This window comes from Micromonospora sp. NPDC007230, assembly GCF_042869115.1.
Lineage (GTDB): Bacteria > Actinomycetota > Actinomycetes > Mycobacteriales > Micromonosporaceae > Micromonospora.
In genome coordinates this window covers 313,993-333,882 of sequence record NZ_JBIAFE010000001.1, presented here as the reverse complement: position 1 = coordinate 333,882, position 19,890 = coordinate 313,993, and the positions used below count along the sequence as shown (strand labels likewise).

The 19,890-nt window shown below is 74.8% G+C and carries 21 protein-coding genes; 15 read left to right on the top strand and 6 right to left on the bottom strand.

All coding sequences use genetic code 11. The features are described 5' to 3' along the window. Positions 1-4 precede the first annotated feature (4 nt). Complete coding sequence (locus tag ACFYML_RS01640) at positions 5-1,171, bottom strand: glutathionylspermidine synthase family protein (protein ID WP_387418756.1); 1,167 nt, start codon at positions 1,169-1,171, stop codon at positions 5-7. Between the two features lies 1 nt (position 1,172). After that, the gene (locus ACFYML_RS01635; RefSeq protein WP_387418755.1) at positions 1,173-1,439 is read right to left on the bottom strand and encodes a hypothetical protein; all 267 of its coding nucleotides are present in this window, start codon (positions 1,437-1,439) and stop codon (positions 1,173-1,175) included. A gap of 157 nt (positions 1,440-1,596) precedes the next feature. Between ACFYML_RS01635 and ACFYML_RS01630 the strand changes: the two genes are divergently transcribed. The 12 genes from ACFYML_RS01630 to ACFYML_RS01575 all read left to right on the top strand — a co-directional run bounded on the left by ACFYML_RS01630 (position 1,597) and on the right by ACFYML_RS01575 (position 12,626). Next, positions 1,597-2,517, top strand: coding sequence for a proline dehydrogenase family protein (locus ACFYML_RS01630; protein WP_357438479.1), 921 nt, complete (start codon positions 1,597-1,599; stop codon positions 2,515-2,517). A gap of 104 nt (positions 2,518-2,621) precedes the next feature. Further along, entirely contained in the window at positions 2,622-3,413 is a 792-nt protein-coding gene (locus ACFYML_RS01625) for an alpha/beta fold hydrolase (protein WP_387418754.1), read from the top strand. Beyond that, a complete protein-coding gene (locus tag ACFYML_RS01620; RefSeq protein ID WP_387418753.1) occupies positions 3,406-3,972 on the top strand; it encodes a TetR/AcrR family transcriptional regulator in 567 nt (188 codons plus the stop codon). Before ACFYML_RS01625 ends, ACFYML_RS01620 begins: the two co-directional genes overlap by 8 nt. Next, a complete protein-coding gene (locus ACFYML_RS01615; RefSeq protein ID WP_387418752.1) occupies positions 3,972-4,307 on the top strand; it encodes a YrdB family protein in 336 nt (111 codons plus the stop codon). Before ACFYML_RS01620 ends, ACFYML_RS01615 begins: the two co-directional genes overlap by 1 nt. A 357-nt stretch (positions 4,308-4,664) precedes the next feature. Further along, entirely contained in the window at positions 4,665-6,005 is a 1,341-nt protein-coding gene (locus ACFYML_RS01610; RefSeq protein ID WP_387418751.1) for a hypothetical protein, read from the top strand. Between the two features lie 41 nt (positions 6,006-6,046). Further along, complete coding sequence (locus tag ACFYML_RS01605) at positions 6,047-7,432, top strand: efflux RND transporter periplasmic adaptor subunit (protein ID WP_387418750.1); 1,386 nt, start codon at positions 6,047-6,049, stop codon at positions 7,430-7,432. After that, a complete protein-coding gene (locus tag ACFYML_RS01600; protein ID WP_387418749.1) occupies positions 7,429-8,340 on the top strand; it encodes an ABC transporter ATP-binding protein in 912 nt (303 codons plus the stop codon). Before ACFYML_RS01605 ends, ACFYML_RS01600 begins: the two co-directional genes overlap by 4 nt. Continuing rightward, positions 8,337-9,521, top strand: coding sequence for an ABC transporter permease (locus ACFYML_RS01595; protein WP_387418748.1), 1,185 nt, complete (start codon positions 8,337-8,339; stop codon positions 9,519-9,521). The genes ACFYML_RS01600 and ACFYML_RS01595 overlap by 4 nt, the downstream gene beginning before the upstream one ends. Before the next feature lie 234 nt (positions 9,522-9,755). Continuing rightward, positions 9,756-9,965 (top strand): helix-turn-helix domain-containing protein, encoded by a 210-nt coding sequence (locus ACFYML_RS01590; RefSeq protein WP_073834429.1) that lies wholly within the window; start codon positions 9,756-9,758, stop codon positions 9,963-9,965. 221 nt (positions 9,966-10,186) lie between these two features. Next, entirely contained in the window at positions 10,187-10,288 is a 102-nt protein-coding gene (locus ACFYML_RS01585; protein WP_007465623.1) for a 30S ribosomal protein bS22, read from the top strand. 117 nt (positions 10,289-10,405) lie between these two features. Next, on the top strand, positions 10,406-11,476 hold the full coding sequence (locus ACFYML_RS01580) for an NAD-dependent epimerase/dehydratase family protein (RefSeq protein ID WP_387418747.1): 1,071 nt from the start codon (positions 10,406-10,408) through the stop codon (positions 11,474-11,476). Positions 11,477-11,768: 292 nt separating this feature from the next. After that, positions 11,769-12,626: a lysophospholipid acyltransferase family protein gene (locus ACFYML_RS01575; RefSeq protein WP_387419010.1), complete on the top strand. Its 858-nt coding sequence runs from the start codon at positions 11,769-11,771 to the stop codon at positions 12,624-12,626. Between the two features lie 10 nt (positions 12,627-12,636). On the opposite strand, the gene ACFYML_RS01570 is transcribed toward ACFYML_RS01575, so the two are convergent. The 3 genes from ACFYML_RS01570 to ACFYML_RS01560 all read right to left on the bottom strand — a co-directional run bounded on the left by ACFYML_RS01570 (position 12,637) and on the right by ACFYML_RS01560 (position 15,954). Next, the gene (locus ACFYML_RS01570) at positions 12,637-13,515 is read right to left on the bottom strand and encodes an HAD family hydrolase (RefSeq protein WP_387418746.1); all 879 of its coding nucleotides are present in this window, start codon (positions 13,513-13,515) and stop codon (positions 12,637-12,639) included. A 264-nt stretch (positions 13,516-13,779) separates the two neighbouring features. After that, the gene (locus tag ACFYML_RS01565; RefSeq protein WP_387418745.1) at positions 13,780-14,649 is read right to left on the bottom strand and encodes a DUF5667 domain-containing protein; all 870 of its coding nucleotides are present in this window, start codon (positions 14,647-14,649) and stop codon (positions 13,780-13,782) included. A gap of 267 nt (positions 14,650-14,916) precedes the next feature. Then, positions 14,917-15,954, bottom strand: a complete 1,038-nt coding sequence (locus tag ACFYML_RS01560; RefSeq protein ID WP_387418744.1) for an ECF subfamily RNA polymerase sigma factor, BldN family — start codon at positions 15,952-15,954, stop codon at positions 14,917-14,919. 548 nt (positions 15,955-16,502) lie between these two features. Between ACFYML_RS01560 and ACFYML_RS01555 the strand changes: the two genes are divergently transcribed. Genes ACFYML_RS01555 through ACFYML_RS01545 form a run of 3 tightly spaced genes read left to right on the top strand, consistent with a single transcriptional unit; the run spans position 16,503 to position 19,053 of the window. Further along, positions 16,503-18,137 (top strand): AMP-binding protein, encoded by a 1,635-nt coding sequence (locus ACFYML_RS01555; protein WP_387418743.1) that lies wholly within the window; start codon positions 16,503-16,505, stop codon positions 18,135-18,137. After that, a complete protein-coding gene (locus ACFYML_RS01550; protein ID WP_357438445.1) occupies positions 18,124-18,381 on the top strand; it encodes a glutaredoxin family protein in 258 nt (85 codons plus the stop codon). Before ACFYML_RS01555 ends, ACFYML_RS01550 begins: the two co-directional genes overlap by 14 nt. A gap of 21 nt (positions 18,382-18,402) precedes the next feature. Then, entirely contained in the window at positions 18,403-19,053 is a 651-nt protein-coding gene (locus ACFYML_RS01545) for an HAD family hydrolase (RefSeq protein WP_387275030.1), read from the top strand. A gap of 147 nt (positions 19,054-19,200) precedes the next feature. On the opposite strand, the gene ACFYML_RS01540 is transcribed toward ACFYML_RS01545, so the two are convergent. Then, positions 19,201-19,860, bottom strand: coding sequence for a response regulator transcription factor (locus tag ACFYML_RS01540; protein ID WP_357438536.1), 660 nt, complete (start codon positions 19,858-19,860; stop codon positions 19,201-19,203). Between the last annotated feature and the right edge of the window lie 30 nt (positions 19,861-19,890).

Sequence of the window (19,890 nt, the reverse complement as noted above, 5' to 3'; positions counted from 1 at the left end):
CGACTCACGGCGTTCGCGGCGCGTCGATGTAGTGGGGGAGGAACCGGGCGTAACTGTCGGTGATGAGGCTCGCGCTCTCGCGCACCCCGGCGCCGGCCGACTCGCCGTCGACGATCCAGCTCCCCAGCACCGTGTGATTGCCGGCGAAATCGGGCAACGCGCGGAACTCCTGGTAGCAGAAGCCCTCGTCGCCGTAGCTCCCGGGATTGGTGATCTCGGTGCCTCGGGTCACGATGCGGACGGCCGCGCCCTCCCGGCCGAGCAGCGGCTTCGCCACGTACTCGGTCATCCCGCGCGGCGAGTCCAGGTATGCCGGCAGCAGGTACTCGTGGTCCGGGTACAGCTCCCAGAGCACCGCCAGCAGCGCCTTGTTCGACAGCAGCAGCTTCCAGGCCGGCTCGATCCAGGTGGTCGGGGTGCCCGGTGCCAGCGCCGGCGGCCCGTACGGCTCGGCCAGCATCCACTCCCACGGGTAGAGCTTGAAGCAGGTGGTGATCGGTCGGTCGGCGGCGTCCACGAAGCGTCGCCCGTCCCAGCCGATCTCCTGGATCGGCATGAGCGTGACGTCCAGCCCGGCCTGGCGGGCCGTCTCGGCGAGGTAGCCGGCGGTGATCTGGTCCTCGCCCGACTCCTCTGCCGCGGACCAGACCACGTGCACCCGCCGGTCGTGCAGGCCGGCACCGATCTTCGCCCACGCCCCGACCAGCCGCTCGTGCAGGCTGTTCCACTGGTCCGCCGCGGGCCGGATGTGCTCCAGCCAGTACCACTGGACGATGCTCGCCTCGACCAGCGCGGTCGGCGTGTCGGCGTTGTACTCCAGCAGCTTCGGCGGCCAGGACCCGTCGTACCAGAGGTCGAAGCGGCCGTAGAGGGTCGGCGGTGCCTCGCGCAGCGACCGGGCGACCGCCTCGGCGGCCCAGGCCGGGATGCCGAACTCCGCGTACCGGTTGCGGGCCACCACGTGCTCGGCGGCGGCCACCGACATCCGGTGCAGCTCCTCGGTCGCCTCCTCCAGCCGGAGCACCTCGTCCAGTTCGAAGGCGTACGCCGCGGTCTCGTCCCAGTACGACATCACGCCGCCGTCGGGCAGTTCGGTGTCGACGTACACCAGACCTTGGGAGCGGATGGTGGCGTCCCAGCCGGGGCGCGGGAGGCTGGCCTCGCGCCGCACCTCAGCCGCCGCAGGAGGCGAGGTGGGTGCCGAAGCCACCGCGCGCGGGCAGCGCCGCGGCGACCGGCGGGGACGCGTCCCGCGCGGCGGCGGGTGCCGGGGCCCGCAGTGCCAGCGCGACGTTGTCCCCGCCGCCATCGGCCGGGCCGAGGGCGCAGTCGTCATCGTCGTCGGTCAGGTTGCAGCCGGAGAGGGCGAGCGCCAGAGCGGTCAGCGCGCCGAGCTGCACGGTGGCCGACCGGAGGCGGCGTCGGGGGTGTCGTTCCACAAGATCCTTGTAGCCGATCCGCGCCAGCCCGCCTGCCCGGAGGGCTCCCGGTCGCCGCGCGGCGACCGGGAGCCCTCGTTTCCCCTGGCCGGGACGGAGCGTGACGTTGGTGGCCGGCCCCGGGCGGGGGTCGGCGAGCGGGCGTTACGCTCAGCTCATGCTCCGTTCCGTCATCCTCGCCGCCTCCCGGTCATCCCAGGTCGAGCGGCTCGTTGCGACGGCCCCGTTCACCCGGGACGTCGTCCGCCGGTTCGTCGCCGGTGCCGGCACCGACGACGCGTTGCGCGCGACCCGCGTACTCGTCACCGACGGCCAAGCGGTCACCCTCGACTACCTCGGCGAGGACACCGTCACCCCCGAGCAGGCGAACGCCACCCGGGACGAATACCTCAAGCTGCTGCGGCTGCTCGCCGCCGCCGAGCTCACCCCGGCGGCCGAGGTGAGCGTGAAGCTGTCCGCCCTCGGGCAGAAGTTCGACGAGCAGCTCGCGTACGACAACGCGCGGGCGATCTGCGCGGCGGCCGACGCGGCGGGCACCACGGTCACCCTGGACATGGAGGACCACACCACCACCGACTCGACCCTGGACATCCTCGCCAAGCTGCGCAAGGACTACCCGTCGACCGGCGCGGTGCTCCAGGCGTACCTGCGGCGTACCGAGTCGGACTGCCGGGAGCTGGCCGGCGCGGGGTCGCGGGTGCGGCTCTGCAAGGGCGCGTACAAGGAGCCGGAGTCGGTGGCCTACCAGTCCGCCCGCGAGGTGGACAAGTCGTACGTGCGGTGCCTGAACGTGCTGATGTCCGGGGACGGCTACCCGATGCTGGCCACCCACGATCCGCGGCTGATCGCCATCGGCGCGGACCGGGCCCGCTGGTTCGACCGCGAGCCGGAGCGCTTCGAGTTCCAGATGCTGTTCGGCATCCGCCCCGAGGAGCAGGCCCGCCTGGTCGGTGAGGGCTACACGGTGCGCACCTACGTGCCCTACGGCGACGAGTGGTACGGCTACCTGATGCGGCGGCTGGCCGAGCGCCCGGCCAACCTGATGTTCTTCGGGCGCGCGCTGATCTCGAAGAAGTGAGCTGACCGGCGGCGGAACGGGCCGGTGGGACCCTGTCCCGCCGGCCCGTTCCTCGTTCCTGGGCACCCTTGACGGTTGAAGCTAATGGCATTAGCCTTTTGGCTATGACTGTTAGCCGGGTGTCGCGGGACGGCGGAGCCATCGCGTACGAGGTGCACGGGGCGGGCCCGCTGGTGGTCCTCTCGCACGGTATGGGGGAGAACCGGGCAACCTTCCGGCACCTGGTGCCCCGGCTGGTGGCGGCCGGCTACCGGGTGGCCTCGGTCGACGTCCGCGGGCACGGCGACTCCAGCGCCCACTGGCCCACGTACGCCCCGGCGGAGGTGGGCGCCGACCTGCTCGCCGTGGTCCGGGCGCTCGGCGGCCCGGCCACCCTGGTCGGCAGCTCGTCCAGCGCGGCGGCCGTGGTCTTCGCCGCCGCCGACGCGCCCGAGCTGGTCAACGGCATCGTCCAGGTCAGCCCGTTCGTCGCCCCGCCGAACCCTAACCCGGTCATGCGCCTGGCGCAGGCGGTCGTCCTGCGCAGCCCCCGACTGTTCGGGATGTTTCACCGCACGCTCTTCCCCTGCGGGCGGCCGGACGACGACGCCGCGTACCGGAAGGAACTGGTCGCCAAGCTGCGCGGCCGGATGGCCGCGGTGCGCGGCGTGATCGCGCCGGTCGAGCCGCACTGGACCGCGCGGGCCCGGGACGTGCGGCAGCCGGTGCTGGTGCTGATGGGTACGAAGGACCCGGACTTCCCGGACCCAGGCGCCGAGGCGCGGGCCGCCCGGCGGCTGTTCGCCACCGCCGAGGCGCGCATGATCGCCGACTCCGGTCACTACCCGCACGCCGACCAGCCCGACGCCACCGCCGCCGACCTGGTCGAGTTCCTGGCGGTGACGTTCGGTGCCTAGGGCCGGCCTCACCCCGGCGGCCGTGGTCCGGGAGGCGGCCGTGCTCGCCGACGAGGTCGGCTACGACCGGCTCACCCTGGCCGCGCTCGCCGGCCGGCTCGGGGTCGCGCTGCCGAGCCTCTACAAGCACGTCAAGGGCGTGGACGACCTGCACCGGAAGCTGGCCGTGCTGGCGACCGCAGAGATCGCCACCGAGCTGACCGCCGCCGCCGCGGGCCGGGCCGGCGACGACGCGCTCCGCGCGGTGGCCGCGGCGTACCGGGGGTACGCCCGCCGGCACCCCGGCCGCTACCCGGCCATACAGCGGGCGCCGGATCCCGCCGACCCCGAGCATGTCGCCGCCGCCGAGCGGGCCGTCGGCGCGATCTACGCGATCCTGCGCGGGTACGACCTCACCGGCGATGCGGCCGTCGACGCCACCAGGATGTTCCGGGCCGCGGTGCACGGCTTCAGCACCCTCGAGGCGGCCGGTGGGTTTGGCCTGCCCCGGGACATCGACCGCTCCTTCGACCAGATGGTGGCCGCGCTGGACACCGCGTTCCGGGGCTGGCGGTCCTGATGAAGGCACCGCTGCTGGGGCTCATCTTCCTGCTGGAACTGGCGCTGCTCGTCGCCGCCGGCTGGTGGGGCTTCACCCGCGACGCCAGTTGGTCGGTCCGGCTGCTCGCCGGCCTCGGCGCGCCGCTGCTGATCGCCGTGGTGTGGGGCCTGTTCTGCTCGCCGAAGGCCACCGTGTCGCTGCCTGCGGCGGCCAAGCTCACCGTGCAGGCCGCCTGCTTCGTCACCGGGGGCCTGCTGCTCGCGTCGGCCGGGCAGCCGGTACCCGGAGTCCTGCTGGTCGCCCTCTGGACGGCGGACAAGGCGCTGCTCGCGCTCTCCGGCGACCCGGTCTGAGCCGGCCCGCACGCTGCCCGCTGCCGGCGCGCCTCGCGGGCGGGCCCTGCGCCCGGCAGCACCATCGCCCCACTCCGCGGTCCCGCGTGGTGGCCTGGCTCGCGCCGAGCCGGGCGTGACCGGGCCGGCGGATGCCCGGCGGAGCGGGACGACACCTTCGGGTGCCTACAGAGTTGATGTCGAAAACGACTCACGCGCGGGTCCGTCGGGCGCGGCCACCCCCCGCCGCCGGTGAGTCGTCTGCGACATCAAGTTCGTAGGTGCCGGGAACACTCGTTCGGGCGGACGGGAGTGGGCGGCACCTTGCCGACGCGCGGGCCTCTGGCCGGATCGCCCGATTGGTCGTACCCTTCGCCGGTGACCGACGGTGACGAGCAGGCCCCGGGCCCGGCGGTGAGCGACGGCGAGCAGCCCGATCCGGCCGTCGCGGCGAGCGGCGGAGCGCTGCGTCGTCGTCGGGGCTGGCCGCTCTGGACCGCGCTGGCGCTGGTGCTCGCCCTGGTGGCGTGCGGTGTTCCGGGCGTACTCCTGCTGGGTCTGGTGGGGGATGCGGCCGGGCGGCCAGCGGCGGGCCGGGACGACGATCCGGCCGCGGCGGCGGCGCGGCGACTCGGCGTGCGGATGACGGCGCAGCTCGACCGTCAGGCGAGCGCGCTGCTCGGCGGCGACCGGGCCGGCTTCCTCGCCGTCGCCGAGCCGGCCGGCCGCCCCGACCTCATCCGCCGGTACGCCGCGCTGCACGCGCTGCGGGTCACCGTGTGGCAGCCGGCGGCGGACGGGGTGCCGGCGGCGGTCGACGGGCGACCGGGGGAGTGGCGGCTGGCGGTGACGGTCCGCTACTGCTTCGTGGTGCCCGGCTGCACCCCGAGCACGGTGAAGATCGGCACCCGGTGGCACGTGGTCGGAGAGGAACCCCGACTGCTCGCCGTCGAGGAGTCCCGGGCGAAGCCCGCCGGTGCCCGGCCCTGGGAGGTGAGTGACCTGGCCGTGGCGGTCGGGAAGCGGGCCGTCGTCGCCACCACGCCGGCGCTGCGGGCCAAGCTTCCCGGGCTGCTCGCCCAGGCCGAGGCCGCCGCCGCGGTCGCCGACCGCTACGCGGTCACCGGCACCCCACCGGACCCCTACCTGGTCTTCTACGCCGGCCGGGCGGAGTGGCAGCGCTGGTACGGCGGTGGCCGACCGAAGTGGACCGCCGGGTACGCGGTCGGCGTCGGCGGCGGACACCACGACGTCGTGCTGAACGCGCAGAGCCTCACCTCGGCCGGGGTCGGCGAGCTGCTCCGGCACGAGCTGACCCACGCCGCGTCCCTGCCGGACCACGGCTACTCCGACCGGTCCAACTGGTGGCTCGTGGAGGGGCTGGCCGAGTACGCGGGTACGGACGGCCAGCCGGTGGGCCGCTACGAGGGCCTGGCCGAGGTGCGCACGCTCGTCCACGGCGGGTGGACCGGCCGGCTCGATTCGCTGGCCCCCGCCGACGACGCGGCCGACGACCGGGTCGGCGGCAGCTACGGCGTCGGCTACCTGGCCGTACGCCACCTGGTCGACCGGTACGGGGAGCAGCGGGTGCTCGACTTCTTCCGGACGGTGGTGCACGAGCACCGCGCCCTGGACGACGCGGCGGACCAGGTGTTCGGTGAGCGGTGGTCCGCCCTGCACGACGACTGCGTCGCCTACGTCCGCGCCGTGGCGGGTTGAGTGGCGGGTCGGCGGTCGACGTCGGCTCGTAGCATGGGCCGGTGGCCCGCCCCGACCCGCCGCGGCTGCCCGCGGCCACCCGCCCCCGCCTCGTCACCGCCCTGCTCGCCGTCGTCGTCCTGACCGGCACCACCGCCGCCTCGTGCGGCGACGACAACTCCCCGATCGCGGTGGCCCAGGTGGGTCGGTCCCCGGTCGCCGAGGTGATCGACGCGCCGGCCACCGTGACCGCCCGGGCCGCCGCCACGCTCACCGCGCCCGCCGACGGCACCCTGGCCAGCCTGCGCGTCCAACCCGGGCAGCGGGTCAGCCGCGGCCAGGTGCTCGCCGTGATCGACTCGCCGTCCGCGCAGGACCGGCTCCGGCAGGCCCGCGCGGCGCTGCGCGCGGCGAAGCAGGCCGGCCGGGGCGTCGGCGTCGGCGACCTGGGCGGCAGCCGGCGCGGCACCGACCGCGCCGCCGCCGAGGCGTTCGACGCCGCGCGCCGGGCGGCCGGGAAGATCGGCGATCCGCAGCTGCGGTCCGCGCTGCTGCTCCAGGTCGAGTCCGCCCAGCGGCAGTACGAGTCGGCCGCCCGCGCCGCCGACCGGGCGGTCGCCGCTGTGCAGCGCGGGATGGCCGGGCTGAACAGCGCCGTCGGCGCCCTGTCGACCGCGCAGCGCCTCCAGGCCCAGCAGGCGTACGACCTGGCGAAGGCGACCGTCGACGCGTTGACGCTGCGGGCCCCGATCGCCGGCGTGGTGCAGCCGGGCGGCACCCGGGCCGCGGCGCCAACCGACCTCACCGGCCTGCTCGGGTCGGCCGGTGGCGGCGCGGCGGGGATCGACCCGTCGGCGTTCGGGTCCACCGGGCAGGGCGGCCCGCCGGCGGGCGTGGACGACGCGGTGCCGGCGGGCGGCCGGGTCACCGCCGGCACGCCCGTCCTCACCATCGTGGACACCGGGCAGCTCGGCCTGCTCGCCGAGGTCGACGAGACCGACGTGCTGCTGGTCCGGGCTGGTCTCACCGCCGCCGTGGAGCTGGACGCGGTCACCGGGGCGACGTACGACGCCACCGTCCGCTCGGTCGACGTGCTCCCCACCAGCTCGGCCCGCGGCGGCGTCACCTATCGGGTCCGGCTCGGCCTCGGCGCCGGGCGGCTCGGCGAGGGCGAGTCGGCGCCCACGCCCCGCCCCGGCATGAACGCCGTGGTGCATCTCCGGGTCCGCGAGGCCGCCGACGCGGTGGCCGTACCCGCCTCGGCGATCTTCTCCGCCGACGGCCGGGACGCGGTCTGGGTGCTGCGGGACGGCCGGGCCGACCGGGTGCCGGTGACCGTCGGCGTGCAGGGGCCGGATCTGGTGCAGATCGTCAGCGGAGTGCAGGCCGGCGACCGGATCGTGGTCCGCGGGACCGACCAGGTCCGCGACGGCCAGGAACTGAAATGACCCTGCCCGTCGGGGTGCCGGCCATCGAGGCGGTCGACGTGTCCCGGACGTACCAGCTCGACGGGGTGTCCGTGCCCGCGCTGCGCGGCGTGTCGCTCACCATCGACCCCGGCGAGTACGTGGCGGTGGTCGGGCCGTCCGGCTCGGGCAAGTCGACGCTGATGCACCTGCTCGGCGGGCTGGACCGGCCCACCGACGGCCGGCTGGTGATCGGCGGCCGGGACGTCGCCACGCTCTCCGCGCCCGAGCTGGCCACGCTGCGCAACGAGACCATCGGCTTCGTCTTCCAGGCGTTCCACCTGCTGCCCCGGACGTCCGCGGTGGACAACGTGGCGCTGCCCCTGGTCTACCGGGGGATCGGGGCGCGGCAACGGCGCGACCGCGCGGCGGCGACGCTCGGCCGGGTCGGGCTCGGGCACCGGCTGCACCACCGGCCCAACCAGCTCTCCGGCGGTGAGCAGCAGCGGGTGGCGATCGCCCGCGCCCTGGTCACCGACCCGGCGGTGCTGCTCGCCGACGAGCCCACCGGCAACCTGGACAGCGCCACCGGGGAGGCGGTGCTGGAGCTGCTCGAACGGTTGAACGCCGAGTCCGGGGTGGCCCTGGTGATGGTGACCCACGACCAGGAGGTGGCCGCCCGGGCCCGCCGGCAGATCGCCGTGCGCGACGGCCGGGTGCGGTCGGACGTCGTTCATGATCGACCGCTGTCCGGTGCCGTCGGTCGACCTGCGACACTGGACGGCGCTCCCAGCGCGGAGCCCCGGTCCGTGTCCGGAAGCGGCCCGGGGCACCCGTCCGGTGGCTCCGGCGGCGCCGCCGGAGCCACCGGACGCCTTTCCCGCCCGTCCTCGGGCCGGCTCGCCGAGGGCGCCGGCGGCGACGAACCCCAGGCTGGGGGCGGATCGTGAGGCTCGCCGAGGCGTGGCGGGTGGCGCTGGACGCGCTGCGGGCCAACCGGATGCGCAGCGCGCTGACCATGCTCGGGGTGATCATCGGCGTCGCGTCGGTGGTGCTGCTCGTGGCCATCGGCACCGGCACCAAGCAGAAGGTCGAACAGCAGGTGGAGGGGCTCGGCTCGAACCTGCTCCTGGTGGTCCCCGGCAAGCTCGACGTCGGCACCGCCCCGGTGGTCTCGCCGCTGACCCTCAAGGACGTGGACGCGGTCTCCCGGGTGGTGGGCGACCCCGGACGGGTGGCCGTCACCATCGCCTCCGGCGCGACCGCCCGAGCCGGCGCCCGCTCCGACTTCACCACCGTGCAGGGCGTGCTGGAGACCACCCCGACCGTCTTCACCCGCTCGCTGGCCCGGGGCCGCTACCTCACCGGCGCCGACGTGGACACCAGCCGCCGGGTCGCGGTGCTCGGGGCGTCGGTGGCCCGCGCGCTCTTCCCCGACCGGGACCCGCTCGGCCAGCAGATCGCCCTGGCCGGGGTCCGGTTCCGGGTGATCGGCGTCTTCACCCCGCTCGGCCAGAGCCTCGGGGTGGACCGGGACGGCGAGGTGCACATCCCGGTGACCGCCGCGCAGCGGCTCTGGGGCACGCAGCGGGTCGACGGCATCGCGGTCAAGGCCCCCGACCGGGAGCGGATCGACCAACTCGGCGACCGGATCGTCGCCGAGCTGTCCCGCCGGCACCCGGACACCGAGTTCAGCGCCGTGACCCAGCAGCAGATCCTCGGCGTGCTCGGCGACATCCTCGGTGTGCTGACCGGCGTACTGGCCGCCATCGCCGGCATCTCGCTGCTCGTCGGCGGCGTCGGGGTCTCCAACATCATGCTCGTCTCGGTACGCGAGCGGACCCGCGAGATCGGCCTGCGCAAGGCGGTCGGCGCCCGGCCCCGGGACATCGGGGTGCAGTTCCTGCTGGAGGCGGTGCTGCTCACCTCGATCGGTGGGTTGACCGGGATGGCGCTCGGCGTCGGCACCGCGCTCCTGGTCGACGCCGTCTCGCCGATCCCGGCCGCGATCACCTGGTGGTCGCTGGCGCTCGCCTTCGGGGTCTCGGCGTCGGTCGGCATCGTCTTCGGCGTGGTCCCGGCCCAGCGGGCCGGCCGGCTCGATCCGGTGGTGGCGCTGCGAGCCGAGTGACGCGTGCGGCGTCCCGGCCGCGGGCTGGCTGCCAGGAACCGGACGTGGCACCCGTACGGGCGGAAAACGGCAGGTCAACGGCGGTAAAACGGCGAGCGGCCCATGATCAAACGGAGGAAGGGATCGCGCCGGTCACAGCCGTCCCGCTACCGTACTGGTAACACGCGCGTCGCTCGCCCGGCCGGATCAACCGGCCCGGCGGCACGCGCCGGGCATGGGATTGGTCGGTGAGCCATGGCCGGGTCGCAGTCCGACGGTCGGCTGTCGGATGTCAGGTTCCTGACCGTCGCCGAGGTGGCGACGGTGATGCGGGTGTCCAAGATGACGGTCTATCGCCTCGTGCACAGCGGTGAGCTGACCGCGGTCCGGGTCGGCCGCTCGTTCCGGGTGCCTGAGCACGCGGTGCACGAGTACCTCCGCGGCGCGTTCCAGGAGAGCGCCTGACCGCGGCGCCGGCCGCGCCGCCGAGTGCGACGTAACGGGCATCGACGGGGGCGCGTTGGTCCTGCTGACGCACTCCGGCTACCCTGGACCCCGACCGTGACCGCACCCTGGTGTGCCCTGCCCACCACGCTGGTCCGGTCCATTGTCCGCAAGCGGTCACCGACGCCACCCGCGGTGGTGTCATCCGGTCCGCCCCGCACGTTGCATCGAAAGGCTGTCGTATGGGCTCGGTGGTCAAGAAGCGCCGCAAGCGCATGGCTAAGAAGAAGCACCGCAAGCTGCTGCGCAAGACCCGCGTCCAGCGTCGCCGTCTCGGCAAGTGACCGGGGCCGGGCCCCGGCCCGGCGCTCGGCACTTGCCAACTGTCGACCCTCGGAGGCTCAGGTGATCAGGCCGTGGATGTCCCGGCTCGATCCCGCCTGCCGCGCAAGGCGCACGACATGACCCCCGGTGGCACCTCGGGTGCTCCGGGGGTCGTCGTCGTGACCGGGGTCGGCCGCTACCTCGGCGCGCACGTGGCCGCCCGCCTCGCCGCCGACCCCCGCATCGACCGCGTCATCGGGGTCGACCCAACCCCCAACCCCGAGTTCGCCGACCTGCTCGACGGCGTCGAACGGATCCGTCTCGACCTCGACTCCCTCGGCGGTCTCCTCGCCGACCTCGACGTGGACGCGGTCGTGCACCTGGCGCTGGTCACCGCCCCCGACCCGCAGCACGGCGGCCGGGCGGCGATGAAGGAACAGAACGTCATCGGCACCATGCAGCTGCTCGCCGCCTGCCAGCGGGCGCCCCGGCTGCGCAAGCTGGTGGTCCGGTCGTCGACCGCCGCGTACGGCGCGTCGTTCCGCGACCCGGCGGTCTTCACCGAGGAGACCGAGCCGCGTGAGGTGCCGCGCGGCGGGTTCGGCCGCGACATCCTCGACATCGAGGGGTACGTCCGCGGGTTCCGCCGCCGCCGGCCCGACGTCACCGCGACCGTGCTGCGGTTCGCGCCGTTCATCGGCTCCACCGCGGACACCACCCTCACCCGTTACTTCGCGCAGCCGGTCGTGCCCACGGTCTTCGGCCGGGACCCCCGGCTCCAGTTCGTCCACATCGACGACGCGCTGGAGGTGCTGCACCGGTCGGTCGCCGAGGAGCACCCGGGGACCTACAACGTCGCCGGGCCGGGGGTACTCTCCCTCACCCAGGCCATCCGGCGGGCCGGCCGGGTGGCCGTACCGGTGCTGGAGCCGGGCCTCTCCGGGGCTGCCGCGATCGCCCGCAGCCTGGGCTTCGGCCGGTACGGGTTGGACCAGGTCGACCTCTTCGTGCACGGTCGGGTGGTGGACACCAGCCGACTGGAGCGCGAGTACGGCTTCACGCCCCGCTCGACCGCCGCCGCCTTCGACGACTTCATCCGCGCGCACCACGGCGGCGTCGTGGTGACCCGGGACCAGCTCGCCGCAGCCGAGGAGTTGGTGCTGGAGAGCATCCGGCAGGTCCGGTCCGCCGTCCGGGAGCGGCCGTGAGCGAGCGGAGCGAGCGAGCCATCAGGCTCAGTAGCGCGGCGCCTCGCGCCGCCGTGGAGCAGAGCGAGGCGGCGGCGTGAGCGGCGCCGAGGAGCGGGGCGAGTCCCGCTACGACGTACCGCTGACCGTGCCGAGGCCGGACGGGGAGCCCGCGCGGCGCAACGGGCACCGGCGCTCGACGGCGGCCGCCACCGACCCGGCGTCGCTGGACGAGCCGGACACCTCCGCCGACGAGCCGGCCGCCGCCGCGCCGGGCGAGGGGGCCGGGGCGGTCGCGAGGCCGGGGCCGGCCGTGGCGGATCGGCCCGGGGACCACTGGGACGGGAAGGTCGCCAAGGGGCTCGCCTTCCTGCGGCGGCGGCTCTCCGGCGACTACGAGGTGGACGAGTTCGGCTTCGACCCGCACCTGACCGACGCGGTCTTCCACCCGCTGCTGCGGGTGCTCTACCGGGACTGGTTCCGCACCGAGGTCAGCGGCGTCGAGCACGTGCCGGAAGCCGGCGCCGGCCTGGTGGTCGGCAACCACTCCGGCACGGTGGCACTGGACGCGCTGGTGCTGTCCGCCGCGCTGCACGACCGGCACCCGGCGCACCGCTACCTGCGGCTGCTCGGGGCCGACCTGGTCTTCCGGATGCCGCTGGTTTCCGAGATCGCCCGCAAGACCGGCGGCACGGTGGCGTGCAACCCGGACGCCGAACGGCTGCTCGGCAATGGCGAACTGGTCGGCGTCTTTCCGGAGGGCTTCAAGGGTGTCGGCAAGCTCTACGCCGACCGCTACAAGCTGCAGCGGTTCGGCCGGGGCGGCTTCGTCTCGGCGGCGCTGCGTACCGGCACGCCGATCGTGCCGGTGGCGATCGTCGGCGGCGAGGAGATCTACCCGATGCTCGCCGACATCAAGCCGCTCGCCCGGCTGCTCAAGCTGCCGTACTTCCCGGTGACCCCGACCTTCCCCTGGCTGGGTCCGCTGGGCATGGTGCCGCTGCCGAGCAAGTGGCTGATCGAGTTCTGCCCGCCCATCCCCACCGCGCACCTGCGCGAGTCGGCCGACGACCCGCTGGTCGTGTTCAACCTCGCCGACCAGGTGCGGGAGACCATCCAGCAGACCCTGCACAAGCTGCTCGAACGCCGCCCCGATCCGTTCGGCCCCTGACCCGGCGGGTTCAGCCGGCGCGGTGGCGCCGGCGGTGCAGCGCCAGGCCGGCGGTGACCGCGCCGGCGACCAGCCCGGCGGCGGCCGTCGACGGTACGGCGATCTTGACTGCCCGGCGCCCGGTGCGGAAGTCGCGGACGGCCCAACCATGCTGGCGGGCCTGCCGCAGCAGCGCCGGATCCGGGTTGACCGCCACCGGGTGCCCCACGATGGACAGCATCGGCAGGTCGTTGGCGGAGTCGCTGTAGGCGGTGCAGCGGCCCAGGTCCAGCCCCTCGACCCCGGCGAGCTGCGTGATCGCCTCGGCCTTGGCCGGACCGTGCATGAGGTCGCCGGCCAGGCGGCCCGTGTACGCCCCGTCGACCACCTCGGCGACCGTGCCGATCGCCCCGGTCAGCCCGAGCCGGGCCGCGATCACCCGGCCGATCTCCACCGGGGCGGCACTGACCAGCCACACCCGCTCACCGGCGTCGAGGTGCCGCTGGGCCAGCCGGCGGGTGCCGGCCCAGATCCGCGGGGCCATCAGCTCGTCGAAGATCTCCTCGGCGAGCCGTTCCACGTCGTCGACCCGCCAGCCCTGGACGAAGGCGAGCGCCGCCTCCTTCGCCTGGGACATGTCCCCGGCGTGCTCGGTGGCGAGCAGCCGGAACTTCGCCTGCTGCCAGGCGAACCGGGCCAGGTCACCGGTGGTGAAGTACTTCCGGGCGGCCAGCCCCCGGGCGAACCAGTAGATCGACGCGCCCTGCATCATCGTGTTGTCCACGTCGAAGAAGGCGGCGGCGGTGGGGTCGGGCGTCGGGGTGGCCGGGGGCGCCCCCAGGGTCTCCGACCAGCCGGCGGTGTGGCCGTGGACGTCGGTGCTGATCGTCACCTTCCGGGCCCGGGCCATGGCGACCTCCCTCCCGTCGGCGACCGCGAACGTGTTCCCCGACGAGCCTATCCGGCGCGCTGTGACGGCCGGGTGTCCGCTTGGCGAAGTGTGGCGCGAGCGGCTCCGGCCACCAGGCGTGTGCGCTTACGGCTCAGCGCGGTGGCGCGGCCGGCTCGGTGCGGTAGGCGCGAGACGGCTCGGCGCGGTGGCGCGAGACGGCGCCGCGGAGGAGCGAACGGCTCCGTGCGGTGGCGCACGGTTGCCGCCGCGCTGGACCGGCGGTCAGCGGTCGCCGGGGCAGCTGACCGGGGCGGGGCCCAGCGCGTCGCTGGCGGCCGGTGCCGGTAGACCGCAGGCGATCGCCGCGCGGAGCCCGTCAGCGCGCCGGCCCACCACGTCGAGCAGGGCGAGCGACCGGCGGGTGCGGTCCTCGTAGGTGTGATCCACCCGGTCGAGCAGACCACTGACCGCGTGCCGCTGGCCGGTGAGGAACGCGTCGATCGCGTCCAGCGGGGCCGGGTCGGAGCGTTGCGCGGCCACCGTGGTCAGCAGGCGGATGCCCTGCCGGGTGTCCGCGTCCATGTCGTCCAGGACAGTGCTGAAGCCGAACCGGTCACCGTGGACGTTGGCCGCCTCGTCGAGCCGGGTCCGGGCGAAGTCGAGGAAGAGCTGTCCCCGGCTGATGTCCGAGCTGGTCAGGGCGAGCTGAGCGCGCTCGGTCGAGCGCTTCATGCCGTAGAGGGCGTCGCCGGGCAGCGCGTTCTCGCTAGCGAAGGAGATGCCGGAGAGGGCGACCGCCCCGGCGGCCACGCCGACCAGGATGGCCCCGCGGGCGCGGACCCGCCGGCCGGTCGCCGCCGGCAGCAGGGAGCCGCGGGCCCCGGTGCTCGCCGGGGCGGTCCCGGCCTGCGCCGGGGTGCCCACGCCCTCCCGCTCGGCGGTGGCGACCAGCATCGCGCGCAGCCCGGCGCGGAAGTCCGGGTCGACCTCAAGGGCCGGCCGGTCGGTGGCGAGCCGCTGGCCCACCGCTACGAGCGGGGCGAGTTCGTCGTCGGCCCGGGAACGGACGTGGTGCCGCCGGCCGCCGTTGGCCTCGTCGAGGAGTTGCGCGAAACGCTCGGCCCGCCGACGGGAGAAGAGGTTGCTGTCCACCGCAGGCACCCCCTCTCACTGGTCACGGCCGGACGGCCGTCGTCGTCACCAGCGACCGGTGGCAGCGAACGCCGACGGCTGGCCCCAGACGGCCGACCGTGCGCACCGGACCGGGTGGCCCGGGGACGCCGGACAACCACTGGTCGCACCCGGAGAAACGGACCGCGCCGGTCGGCGGTTACGGGGCGGCCGGTGGCGAAATCACAAAGCGTGATCGTCGTCACGGGCAGCGGAGCCCGCAGCGCGATGTCCGGGGAGCAGTGTGGATCAGGGCTGGAAGCCGTCGGGCAGCAGCCGGGCCAGGGCCCGCACCGCCCGGTACTGCAACGCCTTGATGGCGCCCTCGTTCTTGCCCATGGCACGGGCGGTCTCGGCCACCGAGAAGCCCTGGAGGAAGCGGAGCACGATGCACTCCTGCTGCTCCGGGTTGAGCTGCTTCACCGCGGTGAGCAGCGCGACGTTGGTGATGTGCTCGACGACCGCGGCCTCCGGGCTGCCCTCCGGCCCCCGGTCCTCCCGGTCGGCGTCGAGCACGTCCCCGGTGGTGACCTCCAGCCGGTAGCGGCCGGACTTGAAGTGGTCGGCGACCAGGTTGCGGGCGATGGTGACCAGCCAGGCGCCGAGGTCACGCCCCTGCCAGGTGAAGCTGCCGATCCGCTTGAGCGCGCGGAGGAACGTGTCCGAGGTGAGGTCCTCGGCGAGCTGGCGGTTGCCGACGCGGAAGTAGACGAAGCGGAAGACCGTGTCGACGTACCGGTCGTAGATCAGGCCGAACGCCTCGGTCTCGCCGGCCTGCGCCCGCTCGACCAGGGCCCAGACCTCGGTGGCCGGGTCGGACGGGTCGGGGCGGCTCGGGTAGCCGGTGGCCGGGGCCGCGGTGGCGGGCACCGCGGGCAGCACCGCGGTGTCGGCGGCCGGCACCGCCGGCAGGATGGCGGTCTCCCCGGCCGACGGGTCGGCGGTGGTCGGGCCGTCGCCCGGGCGCCGGCCCTGCGCCGGCATGGTCGGCCGCGACGGGGCGCCGAGCCGGCCGGCGGCCGGCTTCGCGTTGCCGCCGGGCACCGCCGGGCGCGGCGGCGCCTCGTTGTGGTGGGAGCGGTTGCGGACCCGCCGGGCCCCCTCGCCCCGCACCGCGAGGCCCCATCCGTCGGAGGCGGTGCGCGGGGCCTGCGACAACTCCAGATCGGCGCGCCGCGCGCCGCGCGGCGACCGGGCGCCGTCGGGCTCCAGCCGCTCGTTGACGGGGATCCGCTGGGTCGGGCCGGTCACCCCGGTCGGCCGTTCCGCGTAGCCGAAGGTGGTCACCGCGCCTCCCCGATCCAGACGGGGCACGGCCGCACCGGCCGCCGCGGCGTCGCGGCGGGACCGGGTACGCCCCGGCCGGGCAGGGTCGTCCCGGGACGTGCCGACGGGCGGCAGATCCCCTTGAGGTGCTGGTCCAATGCGCTCACAGGCACGGGGGCCTCCTCGGGCTGAGGGGTGTCGACTCACGGCAAATCGGGTGAGCCGACCCGAGTGATGATAGGGCCAACGTCACCCGCACGTGGCAAGTCCGTTACACAGGGCGGAAGTATTTCCGCTCGTGTCGCACCGATGGCGGACCCGTTGTCCGTCGTGTGCGGTTGACTTTCGCATCGGAACCTGGTTCTGGGTGGAAAGTCCTGGTCGGAGCGGTTTTCGTATCGCCCTCGGCGTGTCGCGGCGGCTGTCCGGAGGGGACGGCCCCGCGTGCCCGGACAGCGGGCCGGACGGGCCACCGCGCGGTCCCGTCCGCAGGACCGGGGTGGGCGGGCCGGCGCGGCCGGCGTTCGGGGCGTGGCCGGGTGGACGTGGCTGTGCCAGACTCAGCCACCGTGCAGGACGCAGTCGACAGTTCCGCGCCGAACCTCGCCGACCGGCTCAGCCGGGCGGCCGTCGCTCACGGTGACCGCCCCGCGTTGCACTGGCGCGACCGGACCCTGACCTGGTCTCAACTGGACGCGGCGGTCACCGCCACCGCCCGGGCACTGGCCGGAGCGGCGCGGCCGGCGGTCGGCGACGAGCACCCGCCCCGGGTCGCGATCGCCTTCGGCAACACCCCGGACTTCGTGGTCGCCTACCTCGCCGCGCTCCGGGCCGGCCTGGTGGCGGTGCCGGTCAACCCGGGCTTCACCGCCCGGGAACTGCGGCACGTGCTCGCCGACTCCGGGGCCGCCGTGCTGGTCTGCGCGGCCGAGGTCCGCGACCGGGTGAACCGGGCCGACCTGCCCGCGCTGGCCGCCGTGTACACCGCCCCGCCGGTCACCGGCGGTGACGGCCCGGTCGACCTCCCCACCCGGGGCGGGGACGACCTCGCCGTCCTGCTCTACACCTCCGGCACCGAGGGCCGGCCCAAGGGCGCCATGCTGTCGCACCGCGCCCTGGCCGCCAACCACGGGCAGGTCGGCCGGATCGACCCGCCGGTGGTCGGCCCCGACGACACCGTGCTGCTCGCCCTGCCGCTGTTCCACGCGTACGGCCTGAACTCCGGGCTCGGGGCCGTGCTGCACCACGGGGCGACCGGGGTGCTGGTCGACGAGCTGGGCCCGGACGGGGCGCTCGCCGACCTCGCCCGGCACCGGGTCAGCGTGCTGGTCGGCGTACCGTCGATGTTCCTGACCTGGGCCGAGGCGGGCGCGGCGGGGGCGGCGGCGCTGGCCTCGGTGCGGGTGGCGGTGTGCGGGGCGGCCCCGCTGCCGCCGGCGGTCGCGGCGCGCTTCACCGAGACCACCGGGCACCGGGTGCACGTCGGGTACGGCCTCACCGAGACCGCCCCGGTGCTCACCTCCACGCTGGTCGGCGGCCAGCCCAAGGCCGGGTCCATCGGCCGCCCGCTGCCCGGCGTGGGGCTGCGCCTGGTCGGGCCGGACGGCGTGGACCTGTGGCGGGACGGCGTGCCCGCCGTCGAGGAGGACGCCGACGAGCTGGACCTCGCCGACGACGCGGAGGGCACCGACCCGGGGCAGATCGTGGTCCGGGGCGACAACCTGTTCGCCGGCTACTGGCCGGACGGGCGGGGCGGGCCGGACGCGGACGGCTGGTGGGCCACCGGCGACGTGGCGTACGCCGACGCCGACGGGGACCTGTTCCTGGTCGACCGGCTCGGCGAGTTGATCCTGGTCAACGGCTTCAACGTCTACCCGCACGAGGTGGAGTCGGTGCTCCAGGCGCATCCCGGGGTGGCCGAGTCGGCCGTCCTCGGGGTGCCGCACCCGCGGACCGGCGAGACTGTCCAGGCGTACGTGGTGCGGGCGGCCGGCTCGACGGCGACGGCGGAGGAGTTGCTCGGCCACTGCGCGCGTAACCTGGCCCGGTTCAAGTGCCCGACCGCCGTCGAGTTCGCCGACAGCCTGCCTTACTCGGCGATCGGCAAGGTACGCAAGACCGAGCTCCGCCCGGCGGCGCCCCCGGTGCCGTCACCGGCCCCGCCGACCGAGATCCGCACGGAGGTACCCGATGTCCAGCCGTGACGCCCGGCTCACCCTGATCACCCGGCCCGGCTGCCACCTCTGCGAGGACGCGAAGGCGGCGCTCGACCGGGTGGTGGCCGTCACCGGCGACCGCTGGATCGAGCGGGACGTCACCGACGAGATCGAGCTGGAACGCGAGTACGGCGACAGGCTGCCGGTGGTGCTGCTCGACGGCAGGGAGCACGGCTACTGGCGGGTCGAGGAGGATCGCCTGCTGCGGGACCTGACCACCCCGCAGCTCTGACCGGCCGCTTATCGTGCAGCGATGACCTCGACACGCGGCCACCTGGTGTGGGACTGGAACGGCACCCTCCTCGACGACCTCGACCTGGTGGTCCAGGCCACCAACATCGCCTTCGCCAGCGCCGGCGGTCCGGCGGTCACCGCCGACGAGCACCGGGTGCGGTTCCGCCGGCCGATCGCCGACTACTACGCCGAGATGCTGGGGCAGGCGATCGACGACGACGCGTTCGGCCGGCTCGACCGGATCTTCCACGACGCGTACCGGGCCGGGCTGACCAGCTGCGCGCTGGCCGCCGACGCCACCACCGCGATCGCCGCCTGGCCGGGCAGCCAGTCCCTGCTGTCCATGTGGTTCCACGACGAGCTGGTCCCGACGGTGCACACCTACGGGCTGACCCCGCACTTCACCCGGGTGGACGGGCTGCGGTCCGCGGTGGGCGGGGGCCGCAAGGCCGAGTGGCTGGAGAAGCACCTGGCCGAGCTCGGGCTCGCCGGCCGCGAGGTGGTGCTGATCGGCGACTCGCTGGACGACGCCGACGCGGCGCTCTCGGTCGGCGCCCGCTGCGTCCTCTACACCGGCGGCCTCTCCGATCCCGCCCGCCTCCGCGCCTCCGGCCACCCCGTGGCCGACACCCTCACCCAGGCCGTAACCCTCGCCCGCACCCTCCCCTAACCCCCACTCTCCCCGCCCACCTCCCGGACGGCCGACCCCGTTGATCATGAGGTTAGCGGCGCGACACCGCGGTGTGGCCGCCGCTAACCTCATGATCAACGCATCGGGCGGGGGTCCGGGGGGCAGGGGGAGGGCGGGGGCAGGGGGTTAGGCGCGGAGGTGGGTTAGGACGGCTAGGACGCGGCGGTGGTGGTTCGTGGCGTCCTGGGGGAGGTCGAGTTTGGTGAAGATGTTGCGGACGTGCTTCTCCACCGCGCCGTCGCTCACCACCAGCGTTCGGGCGATCGCGGTGTTGGAGCGGCCCTCGGCCATCAGGGCGAGCACCTCGCGCTCGCGCGGCGTCAGCGCGGCCAGCGGGTCGTCGCGCCGCCGCCGGACCAGCAGTTGGCTGATCACCTCGGGGTCGAGCACCGTGCCGCCGGCGGCCACCCGGCCCAGCGCCTCCAGGAACTCGTCGATCGCGGCCACCCGGTCCTTGAGCAGGTAGCCGATCCCGCCACCACCGGCGCCGCCGGTCGTGGCGAGCAGGTCGTCGGCGTACGACACCTCGACGTACTGGGAGAGCACCAGGACCGGCGTACGGGGCACCCGGCGGCGCGCCTCCACGGCCGCCCGGAGCCCCTCGTCCGTGTGCGAGGGCGGCATCCGCACGTCCACCACCGAGATGTCCGGTTGGTGCGTCACCACCGCCTCGACCAGGGCGTCGCCGTCGCCGACAGCCGCCACCACCTCGTGTCCCGACTCGGTCAGCAGCCGGACCAGCCCCTCCCGGAGCAGTACGGCGTCGTCCGCGATCACCACCCGCATGGGTCCGCTGTCTATCACGTCCTCGGTCAC

Excerpts from the sequence above, each read along its gene's own strand:
- ACFYML_RS01630 (WP_357438479.1), top strand. The coding sequence starts at position 1,597 with ATGCTCCGTTCCGTCATCCTCGCCGCCTCCCGGTCATCCCAGGTCGAG.
- ACFYML_RS01625 (WP_387418754.1), top strand. The coding sequence starts at position 2,622 with ATGACTGTTAGCCGGGTGTCGCGGGACGGCGGAGCCATCGCGTACGAG.
- ACFYML_RS01615 (WP_387418752.1), top strand. The coding sequence starts at position 3,972 with ATGAAGGCACCGCTGCTGGGGCTCATCTTCCTGCTGGAACTGGCGCTG.
- ACFYML_RS01600 (WP_387418749.1), top strand. The coding sequence starts at position 7,429 with ATGACCCTGCCCGTCGGGGTGCCGGCCATCGAGGCGGTCGACGTGTCC.
- ACFYML_RS01590 (WP_073834429.1), top strand. The coding sequence starts at position 9,756 with ATGGCCGGGTCGCAGTCCGACGGTCGGCTGTCGGATGTCAGGTTCCTG.
- ACFYML_RS01585 (WP_007465623.1), top strand. The coding sequence starts at position 10,187 with ATGGGCTCGGTGGTCAAGAAGCGCCGCAAGCGCATGGCTAAGAAGAAG.
- ACFYML_RS01580 (WP_387418747.1), top strand. The coding sequence starts at position 10,406 with ATGACCCCCGGTGGCACCTCGGGTGCTCCGGGGGTCGTCGTCGTGACC.
- ACFYML_RS01570 (WP_387418746.1), bottom strand. The coding sequence starts at position 13,515 with ATGGCCCGGGCCCGGAAGGTGACGATCAGCACCGACGTCCACGGCCAC.
- ACFYML_RS01550 (WP_357438445.1), top strand. The coding sequence starts at position 18,124 with ATGTCCAGCCGTGACGCCCGGCTCACCCTGATCACCCGGCCCGGCTGC.
- ACFYML_RS01545 (WP_387275030.1), top strand. The coding sequence starts at position 18,403 with ATGACCTCGACACGCGGCCACCTGGTGTGGGACTGGAACGGCACCCTC.
- ACFYML_RS01540 (WP_357438536.1), bottom strand. The coding sequence starts at position 19,860 with ATGCGGGTGGTGATCGCGGACGACGCCGTACTGCTCCGGGAGGGGCTG.